The 12825-nt window shown below is 45.7% G+C and carries 12 protein-coding genes; 11 read left to right on the plus strand and 1 reads right to left on the minus strand.

Annotation, left to right across the window (positions count from 1 at the left end):
* From H8S63_RS00005 to galE, 9 genes are all read left to right on the plus strand, one after another.
* Window positions 1-312 (plus strand): PD-(D/E)XK nuclease domain-containing protein (locus H8S63_RS00005; protein WP_186925353.1); only part of this gene is annotated, 312 nt, incomplete at its 5' end.
* A 153-nt stretch (window positions 313-465) separates the two neighbouring features.
* Window positions 466-891, plus strand: a complete 426-nt coding sequence (locus H8S63_RS00010; RefSeq protein ID WP_186925354.1) for a SoxR reducing system RseC family protein — start codon at window positions 466-468, stop codon at window positions 889-891.
* A gap of 6 nt (window positions 892-897) precedes the next feature.
* The gene (locus H8S63_RS00015; protein ID WP_186925355.1) at window positions 898-1800 is read left to right on the plus strand and encodes a Fe-S cluster domain-containing protein; all 903 of its coding nucleotides are present in this window, start codon (window positions 898-900) and stop codon (window positions 1798-1800) included.
* Between the two features lie 24 nt (window positions 1801-1824).
* The gene (gene rsxC, locus H8S63_RS00020) at window positions 1825-3162 is read left to right on the plus strand and encodes an electron transport complex subunit RsxC (protein ID WP_007752519.1); all 1338 of its coding nucleotides are present in this window, start codon (window positions 1825-1827) and stop codon (window positions 3160-3162) included.
* Between the two features lie 5 nt (window positions 3163-3167).
* Window positions 3168-4163 (plus strand): RnfABCDGE type electron transport complex subunit D, encoded by a 996-nt coding sequence (locus H8S63_RS00025; RefSeq protein ID WP_007752521.1) that lies wholly within the window; start codon window positions 3168-3170, stop codon window positions 4161-4163.
* Window positions 4160-4870, plus strand: a complete 711-nt coding sequence (locus H8S63_RS00030; RefSeq protein WP_007752522.1) for an RnfABCDGE type electron transport complex subunit G — start codon at window positions 4160-4162, stop codon at window positions 4868-4870. The genes H8S63_RS00025 and H8S63_RS00030 overlap by 4 nt, the downstream gene beginning before the upstream one ends.
* Before the next feature lie 19 nt (window positions 4871-4889).
* The gene (rsxE, locus tag H8S63_RS00035; protein ID WP_007752528.1) at window positions 4890-5474 is read left to right on the plus strand and encodes an electron transport complex subunit RsxE; all 585 of its coding nucleotides are present in this window, start codon (window positions 4890-4892) and stop codon (window positions 5472-5474) included.
* A 22-nt stretch (window positions 5475-5496) separates the two neighbouring features.
* Entirely contained in the window at window positions 5497-6069 is a 573-nt protein-coding gene (gene rsxA, locus H8S63_RS00040) for an electron transport complex subunit RsxA (RefSeq protein WP_186925356.1), read from the plus strand.
* A gap of 180 nt (window positions 6070-6249) precedes the next feature.
* Window positions 6250-7284, plus strand: a complete 1035-nt coding sequence (gene galE, locus H8S63_RS00045) for a UDP-glucose 4-epimerase GalE (protein WP_007752533.1) — start codon at window positions 6250-6252, stop codon at window positions 7282-7284.
* Window positions 7285-7503: 219 nt separating this feature from the next.
* Here the strand turns inward: galE and ispE are convergent, their stop codons facing one another.
* On the minus strand, window positions 7504-8331 hold the full coding sequence (gene ispE, locus H8S63_RS00050; protein WP_186925357.1) for a 4-(cytidine 5'-diphospho)-2-C-methyl-D-erythritol kinase: 828 nt from the start codon (window positions 8329-8331) through the stop codon (window positions 7504-7506).
* A 196-nt stretch (window positions 8332-8527) separates the two neighbouring features.
* Here ispE and dnaB point away from each other — a divergent pair, with 196 nt between their 5' ends.
* Both dnaB and pheT read left to right on the plus strand, forming a co-directional pair.
* Entirely contained in the window at window positions 8528-10096 is a 1569-nt protein-coding gene (gene dnaB / locus H8S63_RS00055) for a replicative DNA helicase (protein ID WP_186925358.1), read from the plus strand.
* A gap of 266 nt (window positions 10097-10362) precedes the next feature.
* Window positions 10363-12825 carry a phenylalanine--tRNA ligase subunit beta gene (gene pheT, locus H8S63_RS00060; RefSeq protein WP_186925359.1) on the plus strand — a complete coding sequence of 821 codons (2463 nt, stop codon included), beginning with the start codon at window positions 10363-10365 and terminating at the stop codon, window positions 12823-12825.

Consider the following 12825-nt stretch of genomic DNA (forward strand, 5'->3'; position numbering starts at 1 on the left):
TATTGTGACAATACTAAATATGAGGGGCATTACCAGCAACTCTTTTATGTCATATTCAGTCTGCTGAATTATTATGTAGATATTGAAGTCCGTACTCCCCGTGGTCGAGTGGATGTGGTTCTTCGTACGAAAACCACACTTTATGTGATGGAGTTGAAGCTTGATAAGACTGCCGGTGAAGCTATGGAACAGATCAACTTGAAGAATTATCCTGAACGCTTCTCTTTGTGTGGCCTTCCGGTCGTGAAAGTAGCGATTAACTTTGATAGTGAACGGGGGACAGTAGGAGACTGGGAGATTGAAAAAGGCTGATAAAGTGTACAAATCGTAGCCATATCTTTTCCGTGTGCGATAACGCGGACGCAAAAAATAACATTTTATTATGTGTAAAAAAATAGGGAGAATGCTTCGTAGTTCATAAATAATGATTAAATTTGCCGCGATTTGTAATGTTGAGTTTGCAAAATGACGAATAATACTATAAAGCATCTGGGTATTGTGGAAAACATACAGGGTTCTCATCTGTCGGTGAGGATTGTTCAGACATCGGCTTGTGTGGCTTGTAGCGCAAAGGGACACTGTTCCTCAGCGGATAGCAAGGACAAAATCATAGATATTATCGATACGGCGGCCTCTTCCTACCGGGTAGGAGAGAAAGTCATGGTGATTGGCGAAACGTCGATGGGCATGATGGCGGTGGTATTGGCTTTTATAATTCCTTTCATACTTCTGATATTTTCACTATTCCTTTTTATGGCGTTGATGGAGAATGAACTGTATTCCGCTCTTCTTTCTCTGGCTATACTTATACCCTATTATTTCATTCTCTGGCTCAACAAAACACGACTGAAACAAAAATTTTCATTTACTATAAAACCAATAAATAACTAAAACATTATGAATTTGATTCTGATTGCAGTGATTTCATTGGGAGCGATAGCGCTCGTGCTGGCCGCTATTTTGTATGTGGCTTCCAAGAAATTTGCCGTGTATGAAGACCCGCGGATTGCCCAAGTGGGGGAAGTATTACCCCAGGCTAATTGCGGTGGATGTGGCTACCCCGGTTGTAGCGGATTTGCCGACGCTTGTGTCAAAGCCGGTTCACTGGAAGGTAAGTTCTGCCCTGTAGGCGGACAGCCTGTCATGGCAAAAGTTGCTGATATTCTCGGACTGGCAGCCGGTGAGACTGAACCGATGGTAGCAGTGGTGAGATGTAACGGAACCTGTGCCAACCGCCCTCGCATCAACCAGTACGATGGTGCCAAGAGCTGCGCTATTGCCGCTTCACTGTATGGTGGTGAGACGGGATGCAGTTACGGTTGTCTGGGATGTGGTGACTGTGTGGCGGCTTGTCAGTTTGACGCCATCCACATGAATCCCGAAACGGGTCTGCCGGAAGTGGACGAGACTAAATGTACGGCTTGCGGTGCTTGTGTGAAGGCCTGTCCGAAAGCGATTATCGAGATTCGCCCGCAGGGTAAGAAGTCGCGTCGCGTGTACGTCTCTTGCGTGAACAAAGACAAAGGCGCCGTTGCCCGCAAAGCTTGTACGGTAAGTTGTATCGGCTGTGGCAAGTGTGTGAAGACTTGTCCGTTCGAGGCTATCACATTGGAGAATAATCTGGCTTACATTGATCCGAACAAGTGTAAATCTTGCCGGAAATGTGTGGAAGTTTGTCCGCAGAATTCCATTATCGAGCTGAATTTCCCTCCTCGCAAACCGAAGGCAGAAGAAGCTGTGGAAGCTCCGAAAGCACCAGTTGCTCCGAAAGCTCCGGCTACTCCGAAAGTAACAGAATAATAACAGAATAAAATACAGAATTGTATGTTAAAGACATTTTCAATTGGTGGAGTTCATCCACACGAAAATAAATTGTCGGCACATCAACCTATCATCACGGCGGAGGTTCCTGCAAAGGCCGTTATTTTGCTGGGGCAGCACATCGGCGCACCTGCAAAGCCGATTGTTGCGAAAGGGGATGTGGTAAAGGTGGGCACTAAGATTGCCGAACCGGCCGGCTTTGTTTCGGCAGCAATTCACTCTTCCGTCAGTGGCAAAGTGGCGAAGATTGATACGATAGTCGATGCCAGCGGTTATGCGAAACCAGCTATTTTTATTGATGTGGAAGGTGATGAATGGGAAGAAACGATTGACCGTAGCGCAACCCTGGTGAAAGAATGTGAGCTTTCATCGGAGGAGATTGTGAAAAAGATTGCCGAAGCGGGAATCGTCGGTCTGGGTGGCGCTTGTTTCCCTACTCAGGTGAAACTTTGTCCTCCTCCTTCTTTCAAGGCCGAATGTGTGATTATCAATGCGGTAGAGTGCGAACCTTATCTGACGGCCGATCATCAGCTTATGCTGGAACACGCGGAAGAGATCATGGTCGGTGTTTCTATCCTGATGAAAGCTGTGAAAGTGAACAAGGCATTTATCGGAATCGAAAATAACAAACCGGACGCTATCGAGCTGATGACGAAAGTGGCTTCCGGTTATGCCGGTATCGAGGTAGTGCCTTTGAAGGTGAAATATCCGCAAGGAGGTGAAAAGCAACTGATCGATGCGATAACCAAACGCCAGGTGGCGAGCGGCGCCCTTCCTATTTCTACCGGAGCGGTCGTTCAGAACGTGGGTACTGCTTTTGCTGTGTATCAAGCCGTTCAGAAGAACAAGCCGTTGTTTGAACGGGTAATCACTGTGACCGGTAAGTCGGTTGCAAAACCTTCCAACTTCCTGGCCCGTATCGGTACGCCGATGAAGCAGCTGATTGATGCTTGCGGGGGTCTACCGGAAGATACGGGAAAAGTGATCGGTGGTGGTCCGATGATGGGTAAGGCTTTGGTCAATACGGAAGTTCCTACTGCGAAAGGCAGTTCCGGTATTCTGATCATGAATCAGAAGGAAGCCAAGCGTGGTGAGGCACAGACCTGTATCCGTTGCGCGAAGTGTGTAAGCGCTTGTCCGATGGGACTGGAACCGTACTTGCTGGGAGCTTTGTCCGAAAACGGTGATTTTGAAAGAATGGAAAAAGAAAGAATCATGGACTGTATCGAGTGTGGCTCTTGCCAGTTCACTTGTCCTGCCAACCGTCCGTTGCTCGACTATTGTCGTCTCGGTAAAGGCAAAGTGGGAGCTATGATTCGTGCACGTCAAGCTAAAAAATAACGAATATGGAAAATAAATTAATCGTATCACTATCACCCCACGTTCATGGCGGAGACAGCGTACAGAAAAATATGTACGGTGTGCTGATTGCACTGATTCCGGCGTTTCTGGTGTCTCTCTATTTCTTCGGACTGGGTGCTCTGATTGTTACTGCTACTTCCGTTGCGGCCTGTTTATTCTTCGAATGGGCGATCGGAAAATATTTGATGAAGAAACCGACTTCAACAATTTGTGACGGTTCTGCTGTCATCACAGGTGTGTTGCTGGCTTTCAATTTGCCGTCCAACCTACCTGTATGGATTATTATTCTGGGCGCATTGTTCGCTATCGGTGTAGGCAAGATGTCTTTCGGCGGATTAGGCTGCAACCCTTTCAACCCCGCATTGGCAGGACGTGTCTTCCTGTTGCTTTCGTTCCCCGTACAGATGACTAGCTGGCCGGTAGTAGGTCAGTTGACAGCTTATACGGATGCTACTACCGGAGCTACTCCGTTGGCTATCATGAAAGGAATAATCGGAGGGGTTCAGGGATTCTCTATCGACCAGCTTCCTGATTCTTTCAGTCTGCTGATCGGTCAGAACGGTGGCTGTATCGGTGAGGTCAGCGCGTTGGCTCTGCTGATCGGATTGGGTTACATGCTTTGGAAGAAAATCATCACTTGGCATATCCCTGTGTCTATCTTGGTCACTGTATTTGTTTTTGCCGGTATCATGCATTTGGTTGATCCTGCAAAATATGTATCTCCGGTATTGCAGTTGCTTTCCGGCGGATTGATGTTGGGTGCGGTTTTTATGGCAACCGACTATGTGACTTCTCCGATGAGCAAGAAAGGAATGTTGATTTATGGTGTTTGTATCGGTCTGCTGACGGTTATTATCCGTCTGTTCGGCGCATATCCCGAAGGTATGTCGTTTGCCATCCTGATTATGAATGCGTTCACTCCGCTGATTAACACCTATTGTAAACCTAAACGCTTTGGGGAGGTAGCGAAGAAGAAATGAAAAAGTTAGAATCATCTTTAAAGAATATGCTGCTGGTACTTACGGGGGTGACTGCCATTTCCGTAGCATTGCTGGCTTACGTGAATGAACTGACAAAAGGTCCTATTGCCGAAGCGAATGCGAAGACATTGAACAAGGCCTTGAAACAGGTTCTTCCGGAATTTACTAATAACCCGGTAGGCGAAAGCGACACGATCTTCAGCGAGAAAGACGGAAAGAAAGTGGTGGACTTCATCGTTTATCCGGCAAAAAAAGGAGAGGAATGGGTAGGTTCGGCTGTTGAGTCCAAAGCTATGGGATTCGGTGGCGAACTGAAAGTGCTGGTCGGCTTTGATGCAAAAGGCAAGATTTACAATTACTCTTTGCTGGCCCATACCGAGACTCCGGGATTGGGCTCGAAAGCTGACAAATGGTTTGGAGCCTATGACGCTACCAAAGGCGAAAAGGCGGTGACGCACGAAATGAGCAAAAAGTCTATCATAGGCATGAGTCCGGGCGAAGGTGAGCTGAAAGTCTCTAAGGACGGAGGTCAGGTAGACGCTATTACCGCTTCCACTATCACGTCGCGCGCTTTCCTGAACGCTATCAACAAGGCTTACGAGGCCTATAAGACGGGAGAAGTAGATACTGTTTCGGGAGCTTCGCAGAAAAATGAACCTGCCACTGCTCCGGAAACTGAAACGGTGAAGCAAGATTCTATTAATTAAGAAAGGAGGAGATTAAGATATGAATAATTTTAAAGTAATGATGAACGGGATTATCAAAGAGAATCCTACGTTTGTGCTCCTGCTTGGTATGTGTCCTACATTGGGTACAACTTCATCGGCTATCAATGGTATGGGTATGGGACTGGCCACTATGTTTGTGTTGATTTGCTCGAACGTGGTAATTTCTTCCATCAAGAATCTGATTCCGGATATGGTACGTATCCCATCGTTCATTGTAGTCATTGCGTCTTTCGTAACATTGCTCCAGATGGTGATGCAGGCTTACGTGCCGGATTTGTATGCCACACTGGGGCTTTTCATCCCGTTGATCGTAGTAAACTGTATCGTGCTGGGACGTGCTGAAGCATTCGCCGCGAAGAATAATCCGGTGGCTTCCATGTTCGACGGTCTTGGTATGGGACTTGGTTTTACGATAGCCTTGACTCTGCTGGGAGCTGTCCGCGAATTCTTGGGAACAGGCAAGATTTTCAATCTGACAATCATGCCGGAAGAGTACGGAATGTTGGTGTTTGTATTGGCTCCGGGTGCTTTCATCGCTTTAGGATACCTTATTGCGTTGATCAACAGCTTGAAGAAAGCCTAATTCAATTAAATAAGAGAAGAATATGGAATATATATTGATTTTTATTTCGGCAATCTTTGTAAACAACATCGTGTTGTCGCAGTTCTTGGGCATTTGTCCGTTCCTGGGCGTATCCAAGAAAGTGGAAACTGCGATGGGTATGAGCGCTGCGGTTGCTTTCGTGCTGACCATCGCTACCATTGTCACTTTCCTGATTCAGAAATTTGTTCTGGATGTTTTCGATCTGGGATATTTGCAGACAATCACTTTTATTCTGGTGATCGCCGGACTGGTGCAGATGGTGGAAATCATTCTGAAGAAAGTCTCTCCGGCTCTGTACCAGGCGTTGGGTGTATTTTTGCCATTGATCACAACCAACTGCTGTATCTTGGGTGTGGCTATTCTGGTGATTCAGAAAGACTATGATTTGCTGACAGGCGTTGTATATGCGTTCTCAACAGCTCTCGGATTCGGACTGGCGCTGATGCTTTTTGCAGGATTGCGCGAGCAGATGAGTCTGGTGAAAATCCCGAAGGGAATGCAAGGCACTCCGATTGCTTTGATCACCGCCGGTTTGCTGGCTATGGCATTCATGGGATTCTCCGGCGTGGTATAAGATTTACAGTTGATAATTAAATATGAATTGGGAGCTCGGCTGTGTGGGGACATACAGATAATGAGTTCCCAATTCTTTTATAAATAAAATGGTTACGGAATATTGCATTCTCATTTTATTTCCATACATTTGTAGCTCAAACAATAATAGACCGAAGAACTAACCATATAAGTAAAGAATATGAAAGAAAGAATTTTAGTGACAGGGGGAACGGGATATATTGGTTCCCATACTGTTGTAGAGCTGCAAAACAGTGGGTATGAAGTAATCATCATCGATAATTTATCAAATTCCAGTGCTGATGTTGTCGACAATATAGAAAAAGTTTCCGGTATCCGTCCGGCTTTCGAAAAGTTGGATTGTCTTGATTTTGAAGGTCTTGACGCCGTATTCACAAAATATAAAGGAATTAAAGCTATCATCCACTTTGCTGCAAGCAAGGCGGTAGGTGAATCGGTGGAGAAACCGTTGCTTTATTATCGTAATAATCTGGTTTCTTTGATCAACCTTCTCGAACTGATGCCGAAACACGGAGTGGAAGGTATTGTATTCTCTTCTTCTTGTACGGTGTATGGACAGCCGGATGAATTGCCGGTGACAGAAAAGGCGCCGATTAAGAAAGCGGAATCACCATACGGAAATACAAAACAGATTAATGAAGAGATTATCCGTGATACGGTAGCCTCCGGTGCTCCGATCAATGCAATCATGTTGCGTTATTTCAATCCGATAGGCGCGCATCCTACCGCATTGCTGGGTGAGTTGCCGAACGGTGTTCCCCAAAACCTGATTCCTTATCTGACTCAGACAGCTATCGGCATTCGCGAGAAGTTGAGTGTGTTCGGTGACGATTATGATACGCCCGACGGTTCTTGCATCCGTGACTTTATCAATGTTGTTGACTTGGCTAAGGCGCACGTGATTGCTATCCGCCGTATCTTGGAGAAGGCGCAGAAAGAAAAAGTGGAAGTATTCAATATCGGTACGGGACGTGGTGTCTCTGTATTGGAATTGATTCAAGGCTTCGAGAAGGCTACCGGTGTGAAGTTGAACTATCAGATCGTTGGACGTCGTGCGGGAGATATTGAAAAAGTTTGGGCAAATCCTGATTTCGCTAATTCCGAATTGGGATGGAAAGCTGTGGAAACTTTGGAAGATACTTTGCGCTCTGCCTGGAACTGGCAGTTGAAACTTCGTGAAAGAGGTATTCAGTAAATAGCATTTTTTTGTTTTATCATCTGATAACTCGAACAAATCAATGTAGATTTGTTTAATTTGATGTGATCGACCTGAAGCTGTTCGCGGGTATGTGAATATACAAGAGCAGTACTTATACCTCTTTGGTATAGACAGGCAGATTGCACAGTAGTTTTGTCGTGTTTTATTTTGTGTTTGTGTTGTGACGGTACTACGACGTGAGTCGTGGTACCGTTTTTATTTAAGTGTTCCTGTGAAGCAGAACGTATCTGTTCCCCAATCAATTTCCGGTAACAGTACATCGGGTGTGAACAGTCCGAAAACTGAAGAACCGGAACCGCTCATGGATGCGTAGATCGCTCCGTGATGATAGAGCTCTTTTTTTATATCTCCGATGATGGGATGTTGCGGGAATACGCTGGCTTCGAAATCATTGATCAGGGTATCTCTCCACTCTGTAACCGGGCGTCGGATGACCTCTTTGACAGGATATTCCGGATGATGAGGGCGGATGTTTGCAAAAGCTTCCCGAGTGGATACGAACACATCCGGTTTGATAATCATGATTTGGTAGCCGCTTAATGAAAGCTCGACCGGAGAAAAGATATTACCGATTCCTTCGGCAAAGGTAGGTCTGTTTTTGATAAAGAAAGCACAGTCTGCTCCCAAAGTGGCGGCGTATACCTCCAATTGTTCTTCAGATACCCCTAACTGATAATGATCATTGAGCAACTTCAGCATGAAAGCTGCATCGGATGACCCTCCACCCAGTCCGGCTCCGGAAGGAATGTGTTTATATAGATGGATCTCTACAGGAGGAAGATGGAACTCCTTATCCATCAACAGATAGGCTTTTACCACCAGATTATCTTCCGGCTTGCCCGCTATTTCCATTCCGTGTTGGTAAAGGGTGAATTTCCGGTCAGTGTCGGGAGAAGTACGGATTTCCAGCGCATCTTCCAAAGCCACCGGATAGAACACTGTTTCCAGATTATGGTATCCGTCGGGGCGTTTTTCCGTAATGGAAAGCCCCAAGTTTATTTTGATATTGGGAAAAGCAATCATAATCAATTAAAAATTAAAGATTAAAAATTAAAGAAAAAGCGACACAGGGGACAAAGTTAGTAAAAACTTCATTTTTCCTTATCTATTCTTCGTGATTATGTTCTATCTTTGTCCTCCCGACCGGAAGAAATCTGTTATGAATGAGTATGTCCAGTCGTAACTTTTAGTTTTTAATCTTTAATTTTTAATTGAATTAATGGCCGAACAGAGAAGAAACACCCGCAATACGAAGTCTGCTAAAGTGCAACCGGTAAATGATTATGGACGTATTCAGCCGCAGGCACCTGAGCTGGAAGAAGCAGTATTGGGGGCTTTGATGATTGAGAAGGACGCTTATTCGTTGGTGAGTGAAATTCTTCGTCCCGAATCTTTTTATGAACACCGGCATCAACTGATCTATGCCGCTATCACCGATCTTGCCGTAAATCAGAAGCCGGTGGATATTCTGACAGTAAAGGAACAGCTTAGCAAACGCGGAGAGCTGGAAGAGGTCGGAGGTCCGTTCTATATTACTCAGTTGAGTAGCAAAGTGGCCTCTTCGGCGCATATTGAATATCATGCACGCATCATAGCACAGAAATCATTGGCGCGCGAGTTGATTACTTTTACCAGTAACATTCAAAGTAAGGCGTTTGATGAAACGCTGGATGTGGACGATCTGATGCAGGAAGCCGAAGGAAAGCTTTTTGAGATTTCGCAGCAGAACATGAAGAAGGACTACACGCAGATCAATCCGGTGATTGACGAAGCGTATAAGCTGATTCAGAAGGCAGCGGCACGAACGGACGGATTGAGTGGGCTTGAAAGCGGTTTTACGAAGCTGGACAAGATGACTTCCGGTTGGCAGAACTCCGACCTTATTATTATTGCCGCCCGTCCTGCGATGGGTAAGACAGCTTTCGTCCTTTCTATGGCGAAGAATATAGCCGTCGATTATCGTAACCCGGTAGCGTTGTTTTCTCTTGAAATGAGTAATGTCCAGTTGGTGAATCGTCTGATTACGAATGTCTGCGAGATTCCGAGTGAGAAAATTAAAAGCGGACAGTTGGCGAATTATGAATGGCAGCAATTGGACTATAAACTGAAGGATTTGCTGGATGCACCGCTGTATGTGGATGATACTCCCTCTCTGTCGGTGTTTGAGCTTCGTACGAAAGCCCGTCGTCTGGTGCGTGAACATGGGGTGAAAATCATTATTATTGACTACTTGCAGTTGATGAATGCTAGTGGAATGGCGTTCGGAAGCCGTCAGGAGGAGGTCAGTACCATTTCACGTTCACTGAAGGGATTGGCGAAGGAGCTGAACATCCCGATTGTCGCATTGTCGCAGTTGAATCGTGGTGTGGAGAGCCGTGAAGGAATTGATGGCAAACGTCCGCAGTTGAGCGACCTTCGTGAATCGGGAGCCATCGAGCAGGATGCCGATATGGTATGTTTTATCCACCGTCCGGAATATTACAAAATTTACCAGGATGATCGTGGTAATGACCTTCGCGGTATGGCGGAGATTGTGATAGCCAAGCATCGTAACGGTGCGGTGGGTGAAGTGCTGCTCCGATTCAAAGGTGAGTTTACCCGTTTCTCAAATCCGGAGGATGACATGGTGATTCCTATGCCGGGTGAGCCTGCCGGTGCTATGCTGGGGTCTAAGATGAATGCCGGAGGAGCCGGTTCCGTTCCGCCACCGCCGACACCGGACTTTACTCCGCAGTCGGGTAATCCGTTCGGGGCACCGGTAGGAGGGGATGGACCTTTGCCATTTTAGTTGCGTATTATTTCACCACAGAGGACACTGAGGGCACAGAGGATATCAGAAAGATGAAAAATAAGTGTAAATCCGTAATAAGCAAAGTGTGTATAATTAACTTATAAACTAATTAAACATGAGTGCTTAAATAAAAAGAAAAAACTCTGTGTCCTCAGTGTCCTCTGTGGTGAAATAACCTGCAATTTTTTATCTAACCTTTTCGGTCAACCGAAAAATCTTATTAACTTTGCGAATCTTTTGAGAAACAATAAAAAATTAATTATATGAATATCTCTTATAACTGGCTGAAAGAGTATGTCAACTTCGATTTGACGCCTGATGAAACGGCGGCTGCGTTGACTTCTATCGGCTTGGAAACAGGTGGTGTGGAAGAAGTGCAGACCATTAAAGGTGGTTTGGAGGGACTTGTGATCGGCGAAGTGCTGACCTGTGTGGAACATCCTAATTCGGACCATCTGCACATTACTACTGTCAATCTGGGAGAAGGCGATCCGGTGCAGATCGTTTGTGGAGCTCCGAACGTGGCTGCCGGACAAAAAGTGGTAGTCGCTACATTGGGGACAAAACTCTATGACGGGGACGAATGCTTTACCATCAAAAAATCAAAAATCCGCGGTGTAGAATCTACAGGTATGATTTGTGCTGAAGATGAAATCGGTATCGGTACGGATCATGCAGGTATCATCGTTTTGCCGGAAAATGCTGTCCCGGGTACTCTTGCCAAAGATTATTATAATATCAAGAGCGATTATGTGCTTGAAGTGGATATCACTCCTAACCGTGCGGATGCATGCTCTCACTACGGGGTAGCCCGTGACTTGTATGCTTATCTGATTCAGAACGGTAAGCAGGCAACTCTGCAACGTCCGTCGGTGGATGACTTTAAAGTGGAAAACCATGATTTGGATATTGAAGTAAAGGTTGAAAACAGTGAAGCGTGTCCGCATTATGCCGGTGTTACCGTGAAAGGAGTGACTGTAAAGGAAAGTCCGGAATGGTTGCAGAATAAATTGCGTCTGATCGGTGTGCGTCCTATTAATAATGTAGTGGATGTCACTAATTACATTGTCCATGCTTTCGGACAACCGTTGCATTGCTTTGATGCCGGTAAGATAAAGGGTAATGAAGTTATCGTAAAGACAATGCCCGAAGGAACTCCGTTCGTTACACTGGACGAGGTGGAACGTAAGCTGAGTGACCGCGACCTGATGATTTGCAATAAGGAAGAAGCCATGTGCATTGCGGGCGTATTTGGCGGATTGGATTCCGGTTCTACGGAAGCTACAACGGATGTTTTCATCGAAAGTGCTTATTTCCATCCTACATGGGTGCGTAAGACGGCCCGTCGTCACGGCTTGAATACCGATGCTTCTTTCCGCTTTGAACGCGGCATCGACCCGAATAGTGTGATTTACTGTCTGAAACTGGCTGCCATAATGGTAAAAGAGTTGGCAGGCGGTACTATCTCTTCTGAAATAAAAGATGTATATACTACTCCTGCACAGGATTTCATAGTAGACCTGTCTTACGAGAAAGTACATTCGCTGATTGGTAAAGTGATTCCGGTAGAGACAATCAAGAGCATTGTGACGAGCCTGGAAATGAAGATAACTAATGAGACGGTGGAAGGACTGACACTGGCCGTTCCTCCTTATCGTGTGGATGTGCAGCGTGATTGTGACGTGATTGAGGATATTCTCCGCATCTACGGATACAATAATGTGGAAATTCCGACTACGTTGAAATCCAGTCTGACTACTAAAGGCGAGCATGACAAGTCGAATAAATTGCAGAATCTGGTTGCCGAACAATTGGTGGGCTGTGGATTCAATGAAATATTGAACAACTCATTGACCCGTGCGGCTTATTATGACGGTCTGGAAACTTATCCTTCCAATCGCCTGGTTATGCTGTTGAATCCGCTAAGCGCTGATTTGAACGCTATGCGCCAGACTTTGCTGTTCGGTGGATTGGAAAGCATTGCCCATAATGCCAATCGTAAAAATGCGGATCTGAAATTCTTTGAATTTGGTAATTGCTATTATTTCGATGGGGACAAGAAGAACCCGGAAAAAGCGTTGGCTCCTTATTCGGAAGATTATCATTTGGGTCTGTGGGTTACAGGCAAGAAGGTTTCCAACTCATGGGCGCATCCGGATGAGAACAGTTCGGTATATGAGCTGAAAGCATACGTGGAGAATATCTTGAAACGTTTAGGACTGGATTTGCACAATCTGGTGGTAGGCAATCTGTCTGATGATATCTTTGCTGCCGCACTGTCTGTCCATACGAAGGGTGGCAAACGCCTTGCTTCTTTCGGTGTAGTTACTAAGAAGCTGCTGAAAGCGTTCGATATAGACAATGAAGTCTATTTCGCTGACTTGAACTGGAAAGAATTGCTGAAAGCTGTCCGTTCGGCTAAGGTCAGCTACAAGGAGCTTTCCAAGTTCCCGGCTGTACGGCGCGATTTGGCTTTGCTGCTCGACAAGAATGTGCAGTTTGCCGAAATCGAGAAGATCGCTTACGAGACAGAGAAGAAGTTGCTGAAAGAAGTGGAACTCTTCGATGTATATGAAGGCAAGAACCTGGAAGCTGGTAAGAAATCGTATGCGGTCAGTTTCTTGCTTCAAGACGAGAGCCAGACATTGAACGATAAGATGATTGATAAGATCATGTCGAAACTGGTGAAAAACCTGGAAGATAAACTAGGAGCCAAACTTAGATAA

Source organism: Bacteroides sp. NSJ-39 (genome assembly GCF_014287315.1).
GTDB classification, from domain to species: domain Bacteria; phylum Bacteroidota; class Bacteroidia; order Bacteroidales; family Bacteroidaceae; genus Bacteroides; species Bacteroides finegoldii.

Bases quoted from the DNA above. Each gene is read 5' to 3' on its own strand.
- H8S63_RS00010 (WP_186925354.1), top strand. From the start codon at position 466: ATGACGAATAATACTATAAAGCATCTGGGTATTGTGGAAAACATACAG.
- H8S63_RS00015 (WP_186925355.1), top strand. From the start codon at position 898: ATGAATTTGATTCTGATTGCAGTGATTTCATTGGGAGCGATAGCGCTC.
- rsxC (WP_007752519.1), top strand. From the start codon at position 1,825: ATGTTAAAGACATTTTCAATTGGTGGAGTTCATCCACACGAAAATAAA.
- H8S63_RS00025 (WP_007752521.1), top strand. From the start codon at position 3,168: ATGGAAAATAAATTAATCGTATCACTATCACCCCACGTTCATGGCGGA.
- H8S63_RS00030 (WP_007752522.1), top strand. From the start codon at position 4,160: ATGAAAAAGTTAGAATCATCTTTAAAGAATATGCTGCTGGTACTTACG.
- rsxE (WP_007752528.1), top strand. From the start codon at position 4,890: ATGAATAATTTTAAAGTAATGATGAACGGGATTATCAAAGAGAATCCT.
- rsxA (WP_186925356.1), top strand. From the start codon at position 5,497: ATGGAATATATATTGATTTTTATTTCGGCAATCTTTGTAAACAACATC.
- galE (WP_007752533.1), top strand. From the start codon at position 6,250: ATGAAAGAAAGAATTTTAGTGACAGGGGGAACGGGATATATTGGTTCC.
- ispE (WP_186925357.1), bottom strand. From the start codon at position 8,331: ATGATTGCTTTTCCCAATATCAAAATAAACTTGGGGCTTTCCATTACG.
- dnaB (WP_186925358.1), top strand. From the start codon at position 8,528: ATGGCCGAACAGAGAAGAAACACCCGCAATACGAAGTCTGCTAAAGTG.
- pheT (WP_186925359.1), top strand. From the start codon at position 10,363: ATGAATATCTCTTATAACTGGCTGAAAGAGTATGTCAACTTCGATTTG.